At 43.0% G+C, this 17,877-nt stretch carries 12 protein-coding genes and 1 riboswitch; of the genes, 4 read left to right on the forward strand and 8 right to left on the reverse strand.

From position 1 onward, the window contains the following. Window positions 1-18 precede the first annotated feature (18 nt). Entirely contained in the window at window positions 19-2,883 is a 2,865-nt protein-coding gene (locus LQ983_RS08390; protein ID WP_230622334.1) for a valine--tRNA ligase, read from the forward strand. Between the two features lie 82 nt (window positions 2,884-2,965). On the opposite strand, the gene LQ983_RS08395 is transcribed toward LQ983_RS08390, so the two are convergent. The 5 genes from LQ983_RS08395 to LQ983_RS08415 all read right to left on the reverse strand — a co-directional run bounded on the left by LQ983_RS08395 (window position 2,966) and on the right by LQ983_RS08415 (window position 8,674). Continuing rightward, window positions 2,966-4,246: a type II toxin-antitoxin system HipA family toxin gene (locus tag LQ983_RS08395; RefSeq protein ID WP_230622335.1), complete on the reverse strand. Its 1,281-nt coding sequence runs from the start codon at window positions 4,244-4,246 to the stop codon at window positions 2,966-2,968. Further along, window positions 4,246-4,524, reverse strand: coding sequence for a helix-turn-helix domain-containing protein (locus LQ983_RS08400; RefSeq protein WP_230622336.1), 279 nt, complete (start codon window positions 4,522-4,524; stop codon window positions 4,246-4,248). The genes LQ983_RS08395 and LQ983_RS08400 overlap by 1 nt, the downstream gene beginning before the upstream one ends. 154 nt (window positions 4,525-4,678) lie before the next feature. Continuing rightward, complete coding sequence (locus LQ983_RS08405; RefSeq protein ID WP_230622337.1) at window positions 4,679-5,734, reverse strand: ABC transporter substrate-binding protein; 1,056 nt, start codon at window positions 5,732-5,734, stop codon at window positions 4,679-4,681. 82 nt (window positions 5,735-5,816) lie between these two features. Next, window positions 5,817-5,919, reverse strand: a riboswitch (TPP riboswitch). 67 nt (window positions 5,920-5,986) lie between these two features. Further along, a complete protein-coding gene (locus LQ983_RS08410; protein ID WP_230622338.1) occupies window positions 5,987-7,501 on the reverse strand; it encodes a DHA2 family efflux MFS transporter permease subunit in 1,515 nt (504 codons plus the stop codon). A 12-nt stretch (window positions 7,502-7,513) separates the two neighbouring features. After that, a complete protein-coding gene (locus LQ983_RS08415) occupies window positions 7,514-8,674 on the reverse strand; it encodes an EmrA/EmrK family multidrug efflux transporter periplasmic adaptor subunit (RefSeq protein WP_230622339.1) in 1,161 nt (386 codons plus the stop codon). Between the two features lie 190 nt (window positions 8,675-8,864). Between LQ983_RS08415 and LQ983_RS08420 the strand changes: the two genes are divergently transcribed. Further along, window positions 8,865-9,347, forward strand: a complete 483-nt coding sequence (locus LQ983_RS08420; protein ID WP_230622340.1) for a Dps family protein — start codon at window positions 8,865-8,867, stop codon at window positions 9,345-9,347. Window positions 9,348-9,468: 121 nt separating this feature from the next. Here LQ983_RS08420 and rnb read toward each other — a convergent pair whose 3' ends face one another. From rnb to LQ983_RS08435, 3 genes are all read right to left on the reverse strand, one after another. Continuing rightward, the gene (rnb, locus tag LQ983_RS08425; RefSeq protein ID WP_230622341.1) at window positions 9,469-11,448 is read right to left on the reverse strand and encodes an exoribonuclease II; all 1,980 of its coding nucleotides are present in this window, start codon (window positions 11,446-11,448) and stop codon (window positions 9,469-9,471) included. Window positions 11,449-11,572: 124 nt separating this feature from the next. Continuing rightward, window positions 11,573-12,361 (reverse strand): enoyl-ACP reductase, encoded by a 789-nt coding sequence (locus LQ983_RS08430; protein WP_230622342.1) that lies wholly within the window; start codon window positions 12,359-12,361, stop codon window positions 11,573-11,575. 90 nt (window positions 12,362-12,451) lie between these two features. Further along, on the reverse strand, window positions 12,452-13,207 hold the full coding sequence (locus LQ983_RS08435; protein ID WP_230622343.1) for a Nif3-like dinuclear metal center hexameric protein: 756 nt from the start codon (window positions 13,205-13,207) through the stop codon (window positions 12,452-12,454). A gap of 370 nt (window positions 13,208-13,577) precedes the next feature. On the opposite strand from LQ983_RS08435, the gene cas1f reads away from it, so the two are divergent. Beyond that, entirely contained in the window at window positions 13,578-14,543 is a 966-nt protein-coding gene (gene cas1f / locus LQ983_RS08440) for a type I-F CRISPR-associated endonuclease Cas1f (RefSeq protein ID WP_230622344.1), read from the forward strand. Next, window positions 14,540-17,833, forward strand: a complete 3,294-nt coding sequence (cas3f, locus tag LQ983_RS08445; RefSeq protein ID WP_230622345.1) for a type I-F CRISPR-associated helicase Cas3f — start codon at window positions 14,540-14,542, stop codon at window positions 17,831-17,833. Before cas1f ends, cas3f begins: the two co-directional genes overlap by 4 nt. Window positions 17,834-17,877 lie beyond the last annotated feature (44 nt).

The following is a 17,877-nucleotide window of genomic DNA, read 5'->3' on the forward strand; positions in this document are numbered from 1 at the left end:
TAACTAAAGAGATTAGCAATGACACAAAAATTCGAAATGGCAGACCGTTTTAATCCGTCTGCGGTAGAACAAGCCCTTTATCAACATTGGGAAGAGAGCGGTTACTTTAAACCGTCAGAAAATGAAAATGCGCCGAGCTATTGCATTGCGATTCCGCCGCCGAACGTCACAGGTTCCCTACACATGGGGCATGCGTTCCAACAAACCTTAATGGATACCTTAATCCGTTTCAACCGTATGGAAGGACATAACACCTTATGGCAAGCAGGGACAGATCACGCAGGTATCGCAACCCAAATGGTGGTGGAGCGTAAAATTGCCGCAGAAGAAGGCAAAACTCGCCACGATTATGGTCGTGAAGCGTTCATCAACAAAATCTGGGATTGGAAAGCCTATTCTGGTGGCACAATCAGCCAACAAATGCGTCGTTTAGGTAACTCAATCGACTGGGAACGTGAGCGTTTCACCATGGACGAGGGTTTATCTAATGCGGTAAAAGAAGTATTTGTTCGTTTGCACGAAGAAGGGTTAATTTACCGTGGCAAACGCTTGGTAAACTGGGATCCAAAACTTCACACTGCGATTTCCGATTTAGAAGTGGAAAACAAAGAGAGCAAAGGTTCCCTTTGGCATTTCCGTTATCCGTTAGCAAATGGTGCGAAAACCGCCGATGGCAAAGATTACTTAGTGGTGGCAACCACGCGTCCGGAAACCATGTTGGGCGATACGGCGGTGGCGGTTCATCCGGAAGATGAGCGTTATCAATCTTTAATCGGTAAAACCGTGGTTCTGCCACTGGCTAACCGTCAAATTCCGATTATTGCCGATGAATATGTGGATCGTGAATTTGGTACCGGTGTAGTGAAAATCACCCCTGCGCACGATTTCAACGACTACGAAGTGGGTAAACGTCACAGCTTACCGATGGTCAACGTGTTAACCTTAAATGCGGATATTCGTGATGAAGCGGAAATTATCGGTACTGATGGCAAACCACTTGCCGGCTATGAAGCAACGATTCCTGCCGATTTCCGTGGCTTAGAGCGTTTTGCAGCACGTAAAAAAATTGTGGCAGATTTTGAAGCGCTGGGTTTATTAGATGAAATCAAACCACACGATCTCAAAGTGCCTTATGGCGACCGTGGTGGTGTGCCAATCGAGCCGATGCTAACCGACCAATGGTATGTGAGCGTGAAACCACTTGCTGATGTGGCGATTAAAGCGGTGGAAGACGGCGAAATCCAATTCGTACCGAAACAATACGAAAACCTTTACTTCTCTTGGATGCGTGATATTCAAGATTGGTGTATTTCTCGCCAACTTTGGTGGGGACACCGTATTCCGGCGTGGTATGACGCGGAAGGTAACGTTTATGTGGCGCGCAACGAAGCCGAAGTGCGGTCAAAATACAACTTAGATTCTGCAGTTGAACTGAAACAAGATGAAGATGTGCTAGATACTTGGTTCTCATCAGGTTTATGGACGTTCTCCACTTTAGGTTGGCCGGAGCAAACCAAAGAACTCAAAATGTTCCATCCAACGGATGTGTTAATCACAGGCTTTGACATCATCTTCTTCTGGGTTGCGCGTATGATTATGTTTACGATGCACTTTGTGAAAGATGAAAACGGCAAACCGCAAGTGCCATTCAAAACCGTGTACGTGACGGGCTTAATCCGTGATGAACAAGGCCAAAAAATGTCGAAATCAAAAGGCAACGTGCTTGATCCAATCGATATGATCGACGGCATCAGCCTTGAAGATTTACTTGAAAAACGCACCGGCAACATGATGCAGCCACAATTGGCAGAGAAAATTGCTAAAGCGACTCGCAAAGAATTCGCAGACGGTATTGCGGCTCACGGCACAGATGCATTGCGCTTTACACTAGCCGCATTGGCTTCAAACGGTCGTGATATCAACTGGGATATGAAACGCTTAGAAGGCTATCGCAATTTCTGTAACAAATTGTGGAATGCAAGCCGTTTCGTGCTCACCAATGACAAATTAGATTTAAGCCAAGGCGAAATTGAATTCTCTGTGGCAGATCGTTGGATTCAATCTGAATTCAATCGCACAGTAGAAACTTTCCGCAACGCATTAAGCCAATACCGTTTCGACCTTTGTGCCAATGCGATTTATGAATTCACCTGGAACCAATTCTGCGACTGGTATTTGGAACTCACCAAACCGATATTTGCCAACGGCAATGCAGCGCAAATTCGTGCGGCAAGCCAAACCTTGGTTCATGTGTTGGAAAAATTGTTGCGTTTAGCACACCCGCTCATGCCATTTATTACCGAAGAAATTTGGCAAAAAGTGAAAGGTTTTATGGGGATCACCGCAGATAGCATCATGTTGCAACCTTTCCCTCGCATCGAAGAAAACGCGTTTGATGCCGAGGCTGAAACAGAGATCAATTGGCTTAAAGAAGTGATTGTTGCTGTGCGTAACATCCGTGCTGAATGCAATATTCCACCAAGTAAAGGACTCGATCTTTTATTCCGTAATATTCCGGCCGACGAGCAAAAAATACTGGAAAAACAAACCGCACTTTTACAAGCCATGGCGAAGTTAGATAACGTCAGCGTGCTTAAAGAGGGCGAACAAGCGCCGTTAGCCGTAGCGAAGTTAGTCGGCAACACCGAAATTCTCGTGCCGATGGCGGGTTTCATCAACAAAGAAGCCGAGCTTGCCCGTTTAACCAAAGAGATTGAAAAATATCAAAACGAAGTTAAACGCATTGAAAGCAAACTCAGCAACGAAGCCTTCGTCGCCAAAGCCCCGGAAGCGGTTATCGCCAAAGAACGCGAAAAACAAGCCGAATATCAATCCGGATTAGAAAAAATTCGTGAGCAGTATAAGGCGATTGAGGCGCTTTAACGCTAGCTATAAAAAACGTCGGTTTCTCCGACGTTTTTTCTTTTCAGAAACTAAAAATGCGGTGAATTTCCACCGCACTTTTTTAACCTATCTTTTTCATCTGCATTTCCAATCCCATGAAAATAGGCTCGACAATTTCATCAGGCAATCTATGGGTATTTATTTCACTGACTCTTGGGTATAGTGCACAGATCTCATGCAAAATGTCTTCTACAGTTTCCTTTGCCAAGCCGGTGAGTTTAGCTGTATTAAAAAGGTGGCGGAGTTGTATTTTATCCCATAAATAATGTTTATTTTCGCCGTGCCACGCCATGGCCATTTTGACTTTTTGCTTTTGTAGTCCGTTGTGTTTGATGAGCGGATAGGCGGACATCACGTCATAAAAAGGCGTTAGACGATAGCGATTCTCTTGTTCTAAAAATAGACTGAAATTTTTGCCATGACCGTCAATGGCACAAAGTAACCAAAAAATAATTTGCGCTTTAAAAAACTGCTTGCGATCTGCTTGGGCGTTGGATGAACCGTTGAGAAGCGACATAATTTGAAGAATGCTCGGCCCGCCGTCATTTTCATATTTTCGTGCAGGAGCGATGTTGAGTGCTTGGCACATATCTTCCTGTGGTAAACGAATTAGCCAACTCCTATTTTCAGACCAACGGCGATCAAAGCGCTCCACAATCAGCACTTTCATTTCACCAAAATACTGAATTTGACTTCGAGGAACCGGCAAACCGAAGGCTTTCATAATATTCAAGCAAAGCCATTCATTTTCACAGCTGCCGGAAAGATCAAGCTGCCCTTGTGCCACCATACCAATCGGAAGTTTAAAAATATGGCTGGTCGCGGTGGAATGCAAAGGGCGTTGCCATTGATTTTGATAATAAAGCAGTGCTGTTTTTTCCTGAGCTCCGGCTAAAGAAATTCGGAAATCCTCGCTTTCTTCCATGCCGAGAGGAAAAGTGCGGTAGTTTTTCAGCACGTTTTCCACCTCTTTGTCATTTAGCGGTTCTGCATAAATTTGACGTACTGAGAGGCTCTGCCCCTGATAAAGCTGAATTGCGCCAATACAATCCTGTCCAATCGCGGAAAGCAAATCAAATGGGGATTTCGTTGATGTTTGGAAACGTTGTTGAATACGTGAACGGATCTGTTCGTTGTCGGGGAGAAGATTATCGAAGAAATTGTAAACGGAATCTCCTCGATAAATTTTGTGTGACAAAGGCAGTGACAATGAAATAGGGCGCGAACGCACAGACTCCAACCATTTTTCAGCGTATTGAAATTCGGTTGCGCCACTGGTCAGTTTTCGCCATTCACCGACTAACAAGCCATTCATGGCAACGTTTAGAATCGAGTTACTCATCACCACGCCTCATCATCATCGTATGTTGCTGTTGGCTCTTTGATTGATAGATTAGTATCAGATGACTTTTTACGTGGTTGCACAATAAGTTCTAGCTCTAATCCCGCCAAAATCTTAAACAGCGTTTCTAATTTAGTACGCTCCGGCTCATTCTCAAATGCTGAAATTCGGGCTTGAGTCGTTCCGGCGAGTTTAGCAACATCGGTTTGTGAGAGCTCGCCTTGATAGCGAAATTCCCGAATTACATGCGAAAGCATTTTTGCGGTGGTAATAACCATTTTTACTCCTTATACGGCATAGCGTATAGAATTTACTTTATACTTTATGGAGTATAAATTTGATTTTATATCCTGTAAAGTATAAATTATGTTTTATATATTATGAGATATAAATTATAAAATGATTAAAATTTCCACCGCACTTTTTTCTCAGCTATTTTTCTCCTTTTACCGTTTCAACCCAGCGCTCAATTAAGCGTTTACTTTCAGCATCGGAACCAAAACGGATGAAATCAATATCCAATAATTTTAATTTGCTTGGATCGCTGGCTTTGGGGGAGGCTTTTGCATGAATATTAGCAGGGATTTGGTAAGAGTCGGATTCGCGCCATGGGATTTCTTGCGCTTCGGTGTCGAGAACGAAGTCCACGAAGTGTTTGGCATTTTCTAGATTACGTGCGCCTTTGATGATGCTTACCGACCCTAATGTATAGCCCACGCCTTCACAAGGTAAAATGCCTTTTACCGGTGCGCCTTTGTCTTTTTCACGTACATAGCCATGCATAAAGGCAATATCAACGCCTACTTCACCGGTCGCTAAGTTGCCGGTGGCTAAGCCGCTTTTGGAATATTGCGCCACGTTCGCATTGAGTTTTTTCAAGTAATCAAACGCTTTTTCTTCGCCCCAAAGCTGCACTAATGTCGTCAGAAAAGAATAGCCCGTGCCGGATACGCGGGGATCGGCATACTGAATTTGATTTTTGAATTCCGGTTTAAGCAAATCGGCAAAGCATTTTGGTTCCGGAATATTGAGCTGTTTTAATTTTTCCGTATTCACGCCAATGGCGACTTCCATTAAATAAATGATTGATGTGTAATCCCCCCGTTCATCCATTAATTTCTTAAATTGCGGCATGATGTTTTTTTGTAACGGGGAACGATAGGTCGCGAGTAAACCTTGGTCGGCGGCTTGTAAGTGCGGTTCAAATGTGCCGCCAAACCATACATCGGCTTGTGGATTTTCTTTTTCTGCTTTGATTTTACCGAGCACGGTACCTGTGCTATTTCGTACAAATTGGGCATCAACGTTGTATTTTTCGGCAAAGCGTTTCGTGACTTTTTCGCAGGTGACATTTTGTACGCTGCAATAAATGGTCAGTTTGCCTTCCGCTTGGGCATTGTGCGTATAAAACAACATTGGAAGTAAGCAAAGTGCGGTCGCTTTTAAGGATGTTTTTAGTGGTGAATAATTTTTAGAAAGCTTGGTCATTGATTTTATCCTTGGGGAGATTGAAAAACAAAACCAGCTAACAACTAAACGGGGAAATAGGCTGAAAGAAGCCATGGAAGCAGAGTGAAGTGCATTAGTTTCCTACGTCAGTGCTAACTGTATCAGGTTCACGGGTATTTCTCAGCTCTGTTATTTAAGCTAACGGAGCACCCCGACTAACGCGCTTTACTATAGGCGTTTGTTATTGATTTGTAAATAAAAGTGAAAAATATTTCTTTTTTGGACCGCACTTTAGTGTCGGTTTCCAAAAGGCGGTTTGGCAAACCAGACCAAAATAAATAACACCAAAAACAGCACGGCGGATAACCAAAAAATCTCGTTGGCGCCGATGATAAAACCTTGCGATGTAATGTTACGGGCAAGCAGGGAGGAGGTTTGTTCTTCGCCCATGCCAAAACGCTCCATCATTTGGTAATACTGTTGTGCGTTCGGGTTATACGGGGTAATGGCTTCAGTCAGCTGTGAGTGGTGAACGGCTTCACGGTTATACCACAAGAATGTAGTAAGGGAAGTGCCGATAGAACCGGCGAGGGTTCGTAAAAAGTTAAACAAACTGGAAGCGGAGGCCATTTTGTGTGCCGGTAAATCGGACAGTGTAATGGTGGTAAGTGGCATGAAAAAACAGGCGACGGCTAAGCCTTGTACCATTTGCGGCAGTGCTACATCGGCAAAACTCATACCCGGTTCAAAGGTAACGGCACGCCAATAAAAGGTAATGGCATAGACCACAAAGCTGACGGTGACCAAAATACGCATATCGATTTTATGTCCAAACTTACCGATAAGAGGGGATAACAAAATCGGGAACAGTCCTACGGGGGCGGATGCTAAACCAGCCCAAGTGGCGGTGTAGCCAAAAACCTGTTGCAACAACAAGGGAATTAACACCACTGAGCCAAGGTAAATTAAAAATGCCAAGCTGGTGGATAAACAGCCCACAGTGAAATTGCGTTGCTTGAATAAGGAAATATCCACCACAGGGTTGTCGTCCGTCAGTTCCCAAATGACAAGTGCGGTTAAGGTTACGGCGGAAATGACGGCAAGGATAATGATTTCAGTGGAGTTGAACCAATCTTGCTCACGCCCTTGATCTAGCATTAATTGTAAGCAGCCTACGCCTAACACCAATAAGACTAGTCCCACCGTATCAATAGGTTGGTGCTGAATTTTACTTTCTCGTGGCATTAATATTTTCCAACTGGTACTGATAATGAACAGTCCAACGGGCACATTAATAAAGAAGATCCACCCCCAATGTAAATTATCACTGATCCAACCGCCGAGAATGGGACCGAAAATCGGTGCAACTACTATGGTCATTGCCCAAAATGCCAATGCCATACCCCGTTTTTCCGGAGGATAGTTATTGAGTAGCAAACTCTGAGACAGCGGAATAATCGGGCCTGCTGCTAATCCTTGGAAAATACGGCACAGAATCAACATTTCCAAGCTATGGGAAATGCCGCATAACCAAGAGGCTAAAACAAAAAGTGCGGTGGAAATGAGGAATAATTTTACTTCCCCAAAACGTTTGGCAAGCCAGCCGGTAATGGGAATAGAAATCGCATTGGCGACGCCGAAAGAGGTAATCACCCAAGTGCCTTGGCTGAACGATGCGCCGAGATCGCCCGAAATCGTGGGGATCGCCACGTTTGCAATGGTGGAATCCAATACTTGCATGAACGTGGCAAGAGACAGCGCTAACGTAATGATGCCAAGGGCAGCACCTTCAATAGGTTTTTGCATGATGGGCAAGCCTTAGTTTGTGTTATCGCGAATAATTTTTTCGATGAGATTTTCCACCGCACTTTGATCATAATTCAACGTATTGGTGGAATAGAGCGGCTCAGTACGTTTTTGTTGCGATAACATTTCACCACGGGTATCTGAAATATTCACTTCAACCAAGGTAGATAAGCCCATACGCAACGGGTAGTTAGTGATTTGTTGTGCATCTAGGCTAATACGAACCGGCACGCGTTGCACCACTTTGATCCAGTTACCGGTGGCATTTTGAGCGGGGAGCAAAGAAAATGCGCTGCCGGTTCCCATTTCGATGCCTTCTACTTTGCCATTAAATTTCACATCATGACCGTATAAATCAAAGGATAATTTCACCGGCTGTCCGATTCGCATATCTTTTAATTGTGTTTCTTTGAAATTGGCATCCACCCACATTTGTTCGTTGGAAATAATTGCCATCAGAGCACTACCTACGGCAACTTTTTGTCCTACTTGTGTGCTTCGGCGTGCGACATAGCCATCGACCGGGCTGGTGATTTTTGTGCGTTGCAAATTGAGCCATGCCTGTTTAACCGAACTGATGGCTTTTTGAATTTCCGGCTGTTCTTTCAGAGGTACATTCATTAATAAGGATTTATTGGCAGCAAGCTGGTTCTTAACCGCTTTTAAGTTGGCTTCCGCTGTCATTACTGCTTCTCTGGCATGTTGTAGCGATTCTTTATCAATCGCTCCGCTTTTCCCTAACTGTTCACGGCGCGCTAAATCACCTTGTGCTTTGGTCAACGCCGTTTGGTTGGCTTGAACCGTTGCTTCCAGTTGTTTCACGGTGTAGCCGAGTTGCGAAATTTGGCGTACTGCACTTGCCAAGGTATTTTGCGCTTGGTTGAAACTCAGTTGATAATCCGTGTCATCCAATTCAAGTAACACATCTCCCGCATGCACAAAATCCATGTTTTCTGCATTAATTTGTCGCACGTTTCCGGCAATTTGCGAAGAAATCATCACTTGGTTACCACTCACATAAGCGTCTTCGGTGGTTTGATAATTTTTAATAAAAAAGAACCAATATAATCCGGTGAGAACGGTGATAAGGATGAGGATAAAAAAGAAAATACTTAACGCTTTTTTACGTGTATTTTTGGGGTTGGAAACCGTTGGTTTACTTACTTCTGTCATTTATGTTCCTTTTTGATAGATTTTGGAAATTGTTTTTTATTATTCAATTTTTATTACCTATCAATTCTATTCAGTGTAACAATTAGCGCTATTATGTGCTTTTTTCTATACTTACGCCAACAAAAACGAACGATTTTGGGTTTATATCGTTCATCTTTTTATAAATTAACAAAGTATAGGAGAACACATTATGTCAAAAACAATGATTGGTTTAGATACTGCAAAATCTGAAGTCTTAGCTGCAAAATTAAATGAATTATTAGCTACTTACCAAGTGTTTTATACCAATGTACGTGGTTATCACTGGAATATTAAAGACGTGAACTTCTTTGAATTACACGCAAAATTTGAAGAAATTTATACTGATCTTGTTGAAAAAGTGGATGAAGTTGCAGAGCGTATTTTGACCTTAGGTTATACGCCGAATAACGCGTTTAGCCAATATTTAAGCCATTCCCGTATTAAAGAAGAAATTGCCGTGAGCGGTGCGGCGGCCTGTTTAAAAGGCACTTTAGAAGGTTTCAAAGTCTTGTTGACACAACAACGTGAAATTCTTGCTTTTGCTGCGGATGCAGATGACGAAGGCACCGCTTCACAAATGAGTGATTACATCAAAGAGCAAGAAAAATTAGTTTGGATGTTCCAAGCCGCTTGCCAAACTTGCGTAAACTAAAACATAGCTTGCATAAAAGAAAATCCTGCTTAAGCTTGATGTTTAAGCAGGATTTTTTATAGCAAGTGCGGTGGTTTTTTATGGTGTTTTATAAAACATCGGTAAAACCTACCGCACTTTTTTATTTAATCACTACGCCGACAACGCTGCGTGTGTCTTCACGGACTTCGGTTAACTGTACACGCAAGATATCGCCAATTTTGTATTGGCGCTGATCTTTCACATAAAAAGCGATTTCATCAGGATTAATCACAACCTCTTCTTTATTGTCGTGCAGCGTTGAGGCAGGAATAAACATGGAGGCGCCATTTTCCAGCAATAACACGCGTAAACCGCCACGGGTCACATCTTGCACTTCCGCTTCAAATTCCGGTCTGTCAGTAACTTTATCCGCCAAATAGCGGCAATATAACCAGTCGGCAATATCACGTTCCACCAAACGATTTTGGCGACGAGCTTCCTGCAAGCGGGCAAGTACGCTTTCTTCCGGTTTCGCAAAATCTCGACCCGCTAAATGGGCTTTGATTAAGCGATGGTTCACCATGTCCGAATATTTGCGGATTGGAGACGTCCACGTGGCGTAGCCATTTAAGCCTAGGCCAAAGTGCGGTGCCAATTCCGCTTTAAATTCTGCAAAAGTGAGGAAACGACGCAAACGGAATTCCAAATAATCCCCTTCAATCGGTTCAATATCATGGCGCATTTGGCAGTAACCTTTTAAGGTTGCCAAGTTTTCTGGTGCATAACGACTTTGTAACTCTGCTTTGTTTTCATCATTGGCTAAATTAGCTAACAAGAAATTGTGGGCGTTTTCCAAGAATTTTTTATCGAATCCACTGTGCGTGTTGAAAATGCCGCATTGTAGGTTTTCATGTAAAAATTGGGCGGCGCAGATATTCGCGATAATCATGGATTCTTCCACGATTTGGTTGGCAATACGGCGGTATTCCGCTTTAATTTCTTGCACTTTGCCATTTTCTGCCAGCACGAAAGAATAATCTGGTTTTTCTTTAAAAAGCAGGGCGTGGGTTTTGCGCCATTGCGTTCTGGTCAGGGTAAATTGGTGCAACCGGTGAATTTGCTTTGCCGTTTCCGGATTTTCCGGCTGCCAAGCATTGGCTTTGCCTTCTAAGTAATCGGAAACTTGGTTATACGTCAATTTATCTTTTGATTGCACATCGGCTAACACAAATTTTGCCGGCGCGCTGATGTTGCCCTGTAAGTCCGTTTGAATGTAGCAAACCAATGCCGGACGGGTTTCATGAGGTTTTAAAGAACAAAGCTCATCGGAAAGTTCGCGCGGCAACATCGGAATATTGAAGCCGGGCAGATAATTGGTGAAACAACGTTGTTTGGCGTCTTTTTCGATTTGTGAATTTAAACTGATGTAAGCCGTCGGATCGGCAATTGCCACCACTAATTGCCAGCCGGTTTGTTCACTGTTTGAGGTGATAGGCTCAATATACAAGGCGTCGTCCATATCCTGAGTGGTTTCAGAGTCGATGGTGACGAAGTGAAGTGCGGTCAGATTTTCGCGTGTTTCTTGATCCTGCATTTCATAGTGATCTTGTCCTTGCACCGGTTCACGCGGTTGTTCGTGACGAGCAAGGGTTACCCACCAAGGTGCTAGTTCATCCTCGGCGTGGCAAATAAATTGAGTGATTTGCGCATAGAAAAAGCGATCGTCGCGCAAAGGGTGAGTTTTTAAGGTTGCCACAACCCAATCGCCTTCCTGTAATTCTTCTTTGACGGCTTTGCTTTGTGCGGCGCCAATGGGCTGATTGATGTTAGGGTGATCAACAAGCACCTGCAATTTCTTGTCTTTATTGAACCGCACTTTCGCGATAAAACGGGTAAGCATCGGCTCGATTAAGGTCTCCGGTTCGGCTTGTTCTTTATCGCCTTGTTTTTCGATCGTGGCGCTGATTTTGTCGCCGTGCATCACTTTTTTCATGGCAGGTGGCGCAATAAAGTAGCTTTTTTTATCACATTCTAAAAAGCCATAGGCTTTATCGGAGCCTTTTACCGTGCCTTCTACACGTTCTTTGCTGTCATGAATTTGTTGTTTGAGCTGTGCGAGTAATGGGTTGTCTTGGAACATAATTATTTTTATCGTAGGGCAGACTGGAGCCTGCCGAAATCATCATAAAATAGCGGAGTGAACTCCGCCTTACAAATAGAAAAGGCAGGTTAAAAAACCTGCCGATAAATAAAGGAAGAAAAAATTATTCTTCGCCTAGTTCGCCCATAGCGGTGATGCTAAAGCCTGCATCAACATGGACGATTTCACCGGTGATGCCGGAGGCTAAATCAGAGCATAAGAACGCCGCGGAGTTGCCTACATCTTCGATTGTCACGGTACGGCGTAATGCAGCAGTTTTCTCGAAGGTTGCCAACGTTTTCTTGAAGTTTTTAATGCCGGAAGCCGCTAAGGTACGAATCGGACCTGCGGAAATGGCGTTCACGCGAATGCCGTCTTTACCTAAATCCGCTGCCATCACGCGGGTTGCAGCTTCAAGAGAGGCTTTGGCTAAACACATCACGTTGTAGTTTGGAATCGCACGTTCTGCACCTAAGTAAGAAAGGGTTAATAATGCTGCGTTAGGATTCAAATATGGACGTGCCGCTTGCGCCATTGCCACGAAGCTGTATGCGCTGATGTCGTGGGCAATGCGATAACCTTCGCGGGTTGCCGCATTCACATAGTCGCCGTCTAATTGATCGCCCGGTGCGAATGCGATAGCGTGTACGAAACCATCGAATTTATTCCAATGTTTGCTTAATTCTGCGAAACAGTTTTGAATGCTTTCATCAGTAGCAACGTCTAATGGAAGAACGATGTTTGCGCCGAATTCTTTGGCAAATTCTTCAACACGCGGTTGTAATTTTTCATTTAAATAAGTGAACGCTAATTCTGCGCCTTGCTCTTTCATCGCTTTTGCGATGCCGTAGGCGATAGAACGATTGCTGGCGAGACCTGTGACTAAAATACGTTTACCTGTTAAGAAACCCATAATTATTCCTGTTTGTTTTAGTGAAAAAATTGGCGAAATTATACTTGTTTTGCTTGTTTTGAGCAATGTAGCGATCTGTGGTTTAACCAGTTAAGCAGGATTATCCATATCTTTAAATTCCACGTCAAAACCCTGTTCTTTTGCCAGCCACTCGCCTAAGGCTTTTACGCCATAACGTTCGGTGGCGTGGTGACCTGCAGCAAAGAAATGAATCCCTTGCTCCCTCGCAGAATGGATCGTTTGTTCAGATATTTCTCCGGTGATAAAGGCGTCACAACCTTGGGCTGCAGCAAGATCAATGTAACCTTGACCTCCACCGGTGCAGATACCAATTTTGCGGATAAAGTGCGGTCCGTTTTCTGTGCAAATTAACGGCTTGCGGTTTAGCACCTGTTCGATACGTTCGGCAAATTGTTCTGCAGTTAACGGTTCTTTTAACGTACCCCATACCGGAATGCTGATCGCGTTTTGTTCTAACGGTTGAAGATTTTCGATGCCGAGCAATTGGGCGAGCAGGGCGTTGTTGCCGAGTTCGGGGTGAACATCTAAAGGCAAATGATAGCCATATAAATTGATGTCATTAATTAATAACGTTTTGATTCGCTTGCCTTTCATGCCGCGGATACAAGGATTTTCACTTTTCCAAAAATAACCATGATGAACGAGCAATGCATCGGCTTTTTGTTCAACAGCATAATCAATTAACGCTTTGCTGGCGGTGACGCCGGTGATGATTTTTTTGACTTCGACCTTGCCTTCCACTTGTAAGCCATTGGGTGCGTAGTCGTTGATGGTATCGCTATTGAGCTTTTGATTAAGTAGGTTTTCTAGGGCTAAATTATGCATAAATGTTCTCTGAATGAAGAAAAGAATGGCGTAATGATAATGACTTTAGCGAGGAATAAGAAGAAAAAAATGGCCGGTGCGAATATCTTTGATAAAGACGTGGGGGAGTGTTTGCACCGGCCATTGTGTTTAAGAATGACGACTATCTTAAATGAAAACGGGTTCATTATACAATTAAATATATAGCGATCAAGTGAAATTTAAGAATTTGATTAAAAAGTTTATTTCATGTTGATGGTCTTGGTCTGTATAGTGAGAACATAATGAAAATAAAAGAAAATTTCTTTCCTAAATAAGAAATCTCTTGATCATCTTGATATATCAGCAGTAGCATTTTTGACAAATTTCATCTTATGTAAGGAGCAATTTCATGCCTAAAACCCCTTATATTCCTTCTTCCGATCTTAAAACAATTCTGCATTCTAAACGCGCTAACTTGTACTATTTAGAACATTGCCGGGTTTTACTCAATGGTGGACGAGTGGAGTATGTGACCGATCAAGGCCATGAATCCTTGTATTGGAACATTCCTATTGCTAATACCACGTGCTTATTGCTAGGAAGTGGAACTTCTATTACACAAGCAGCGATGCGCGAGCTTGCCAAAGCAGGAGTGATGGTGGGTTTTTGTAGTGGTGGTGGCACCCCGTTATTTAATGGGACTGAGGCTGAAATCGGTTGTGATTTCTTTAGCCCACAAAGTGAGTATCGACCAGTGGAATATTTGCAGCAATGGTGTGCTTTTTGGTTTGATGACACAAAACGTTTGTTAATTGCTAAATCATTGCAACATATCAGATTGCAAATTTTGCGAAGAAGTTGGCAAAAGTTAGATTGGGAGTTTGATTTGGACATACTGGATGCTGTCATTCAGAAATTTCAAGTTGAATTTCAACAGGTAGCGAATAGCCAGGCGTTGTTAGCGGCAGAGGGCCGTTTTACGAAAGAAGTGTATAAATTAGCCAATTATTTTACGCTTCGTGATCCGAATTTTGTGCGTAGTGAGCGAGGCAACAGCATTGATTTAACCAATCAATTGTTGGATCACGGCAATTATTTAGCATATGGACTGGGCGCAACAGCCTGTTGGGTGCTCGGTTTACCACACGGTTTGGCTGTGTTGCACGGAAAAACACGCCGTGGCGGTTTGGTATTTGACGCGGCGGATATGATTAAGGATGCTATGATTTTGCCACAAGCCTTTATTTCTTCACAAAATGGCGATACAGAAAAAGAATTTCGCCAAACCTGCATTGAAAATTTTGCCCGTTTTGAAGCGTTAGATTTGATCATTGATGGGTTGAAACAACTGGCTGCTCAGGGGGGCACGAAATGAACATTTTGCTGGTTAGCCAATGCCAGAAAAATGCGTTAACGGAAACCCGTCGCATTTTAGATCAATTTGCCGAACGTTGCGGCGATCGTGTATGGCAAACGCCGATAACTCAAGCAGGACTGGACACGCTCCATAAAATGCTACGACAAACCGCGCGCAAAAATACGGCAGTCGCGTGTTATTGGACGCATGGTAAAAATTTAACGGAATTACTTTGGATTGTGGGCGATAAATCACAATTTAATGCAGAAGGTCGCGTACCGACAAATCGAACCAAACGCAATATTTTACGAACGGAGGATGAAGGTGGCTGGTTACATGCGTATTCAATCCAAATTGTGACCGCACTTGCCGCGTTATTGCACGACTTAGGTAAGGCTAATAAAGCTTTTCAGTTGAAATTGAAACCTCAGGCATTTTCTCATGCAGATTATTTTCGCCATGAATGGATTTCAGCTCGCTTATTTGAAGCGATGATTTCCGGTTGTCAGACAGATCAAGAATGGCTGGAGCGTTTAGCAAACTGGTCGGAATATAAAAAAAATTGGTTGGATGTACTCAATATTGATGAACCTAAAATCGTGAATAAGGCGGATTTTAGTCATTTACCTCCTCTGGCAAGAACATTGATTTGGTTAATCACCTCGCACCATCGTTTGCCATTTTTTAGTGATGTAAGTAGGGAATTAAACGTAAGAAACCAAAAGAGCGTTTATCTGGATGACGCTAAATGGGAAAATTTTTATCAACATCAACTCTATCCCACCGATCAATGGGTAAAAAACGAGAAAAGTACCCATCCCAATAAAAAGCAATTTTGGCAATTCGATTTTTTGGCGACGGACAGTCGGTCTTGGCAAAAAACAATGAGTCGTTGGGCGAAAAAGGCATTGAACCATCCGACATTACTTACTATGGATTTTTCTGATCCCTTTTTCTTGTTGGTGACCCGCTTATGTTTGATGGTAGGGGATCATCATTACTCTTCTTTACCAGCGGATATAATGTTAGGTGACAAAGATTTTAACTACAAACTCATTGCGAATACGGATAAAAACCACCAGGCGAAACAGGCATTGGATGAGCACTTACTTGGTGTTTGTAAAACGGCAGTTTATTTTTCACGCTTATTGCCTAAATTAAAGGCAGAATTGCCTGCCGTGAAACAGCATAAGGCTTTTGTAAAACGCACTTCTATTTCACGTTTTCAATGGCAGAATGCGGCATTTGATTTAGCGAAAACCATTCGTGATGATACGGAAAAGTGCGGTCTGTTTTCTGTGAATTTAGCCAGTACCGGTTGCGGTAAAACCTTGGGGAATGCACGCATTATGTATGCGCTGGCTGATCCGCAAAAGGGGGCGCGTTTTACCGCGGCATTAGGTTTGCGGGTTTTAACGTTACAAACAGGGCAGGCGTTACAACAGAAATTAAGTTTGACCGAGGAGGCATTAGCCGTTTTGGTCGGCGGAAGTGCGGTACGAAAACTATATGAATTGCAACAAACAAAAGAAAATGATGGCAGTGAATCTGCTCGACTTGAATTTGAGGAAAATGAAGTTTACGGTGCCGATTTTATTGAGTCTGCTCTTGAAGATGAAAAGTTTGCAGCGGTTTTGCAAGATCCTAAGGCTCGAAAATTATTTTATGCACCAATTGTCACTTGTACTGTCGATCATTTAATGGGGGCGAGCGAAACGGCACGCGGCGGCAAATATATTGTGCCTATGTTGCGTTTACTGACTTCAGATTTAATTTTGGATGAACCGGACGATTTTAACCAAGATGATTTACCGGCGCTTTCTCGTTTAGTCCATCTTGCCGGTTTGTTTGGTTCACGCATTTTGCTGTCTTCAGCAACGCTGACACCTGATTTTATTGCCGGTTTATTCCGCGCATATCAATCAGGGCGGGAAATTTATAATCGTCAACAAGGACTTAATCAAAAGGCAATTTGTTGTGCTTGGTTTGATGAATTTAAACAAAAATCGGCGACTTGTGCAGATCTTGAGGCGTTTGAATCAGCACATCAACAATTTGTCCAACAACGCGCGGACAAACTACGTAAAGTATCGGTACGTAGAAAAGCACAAATTATGTCTTTGCCACCATTAAAGAAAATTGAAAATCAATTGTTTGATGTATCAACTCTAGCAGAACATTTAGTGCAGCAAGCCATTAGTTTGCATAATATTCACAGTGAATACGATTCAGTGACCAAAAAACAAATTAGCTTCGGGTTAATCCGTTTTGCCAATATCAAACCGATGATTCCGATTGCTAAGCAACTTTTTCAATTAGAAATGAAACCGGAGTGGCAGGACTATCAAATCCATTTATGTTGTTATCACTCTAAACAATTATTGATTCTTCGCTCAACGTTAGAAGAAAAACTTGATCGCATTTTAAATCGTACGGATAGTAGAAAAATCTTTAGCCAACCTGAAGTGATGGCTGCCGTGGCGACATCTCAAGCTAAACATCAGTTATTTATTGTACTGGGGAGTCCGGTGACGGAAGTCGGACGAGATCATGATTACGATTGGGCGATTGTTGATCCTTCTTCTATGCGTTCTATTATTCAGCTTGCTGGGCGTGTTTGGCGACATCGCCCTGATAAAGTCGCAGAGCAACCTAATATTGCTTTACTTCCAACAAATTGGCGCGGTTTAGCCGGGCAAACAGGGGAGATTTTTAAGAAGCCGGGATTTGAGGATAAACAGCATCCGTTAGAAACACACCGTACGGAAGAATTGATTCCAGTAGAGCAACTTGAACGAATTGACTCGTTGCCTCGTATTATAAAACGCTCGGATTTTCGACCGCACTTTTGTTTGGCTGACTTAGAACATCAAGTCACGGCAGATTTGCTGAATAATCCCAATACAAATTGTGTGAATGCGTATTGGGATAATGCATTGAGTAATCGGTTTACCGCTAATTTAGCGCTTATGAGCCGTTTTCGAGAATCACGCAAACAGAGAAATATTGTCTGTTTATTGGATGAAGACGGCATACCCTATTTTCGAGAACAAGAACGCGCATGGGATACGCCGGATAACCCGCAAGATGCTTTACCGGAATTCCGTTATCGGGCATTAAACGTGAAAAATGATTTTGTTAAAACCTGGTTAGATATGTCTTTGCCGCTTGCATTAAGTGAGTTGGCTGAGAATTTGAGAGAGGAAAGTTTACTCTTTACTGCATTAAAATACGCTACAGTCACCTTAGACGAAAGCGCGGGACAATGGTGTTTTAACGAAACCTTGGGATTCTGGCGGGAGGATTAAAGTAAGTTTATAGCCTGTTTAAAACGCATTTAAACAGGCTATTA

Source organism: Aggregatibacter sp. Marseille-P9115, from assembly GCF_920939465.1.
GTDB classification, from domain to species: domain Bacteria; phylum Pseudomonadota; class Gammaproteobacteria; order Enterobacterales; family Pasteurellaceae; genus Aggregatibacter; species Aggregatibacter segnis_B.

Bases quoted from the DNA above. Each gene is read 5' to 3' on its own strand.
- LQ983_RS08430 (WP_230622342.1), bottom strand. From the start codon at position 12,361: ATGGGTTTCTTAACAGGTAAACGTATTTTAGTCACAGGTCTCGCCAGC.
- rnb (WP_230622341.1), bottom strand. From the start codon at position 11,448: ATGTTCCAAGACAACCCATTACTCGCACAGCTCAAACAACAAATTCAT.
- LQ983_RS08435 (WP_230622343.1), bottom strand. From the start codon at position 13,207: ATGCATAATTTAGCCCTAGAAAACCTACTTAATCAAAAGCTCAATAGC.
- LQ983_RS08390 (WP_230622334.1), top strand. From the start codon at position 19: ATGACACAAAAATTCGAAATGGCAGACCGTTTTAATCCGTCTGCGGTA.
- cas1f (WP_230622344.1), top strand. From the start codon at position 13,578: ATGCCTAAAACCCCTTATATTCCTTCTTCCGATCTTAAAACAATTCTG.
- LQ983_RS08405 (WP_230622337.1), bottom strand. From the start codon at position 5,734: ATGACCAAGCTTTCTAAAAATTATTCACCACTAAAAACATCCTTAAAA.
- LQ983_RS08410 (WP_230622338.1), bottom strand. From the start codon at position 7,501: ATGCAAAAACCTATTGAAGGTGCTGCCCTTGGCATCATTACGTTAGCG.
- LQ983_RS08420 (WP_230622340.1), top strand. From the start codon at position 8,865: ATGTCAAAAACAATGATTGGTTTAGATACTGCAAAATCTGAAGTCTTA.
- cas3f (WP_230622345.1), top strand. From the start codon at position 14,540: ATGAACATTTTGCTGGTTAGCCAATGCCAGAAAAATGCGTTAACGGAA.
- LQ983_RS08395 (WP_230622335.1), bottom strand. From the start codon at position 4,246: ATGAGTAACTCGATTCTAAACGTTGCCATGAATGGCTTGTTAGTCGGT.
- LQ983_RS08400 (WP_230622336.1), bottom strand. From the start codon at position 4,524: ATGGTTATTACCACCGCAAAAATGCTTTCGCATGTAATTCGGGAATTT.
- LQ983_RS08415 (WP_230622339.1), bottom strand. From the start codon at position 8,674: ATGACAGAAGTAAGTAAACCAACGGTTTCCAACCCCAAAAATACACGT.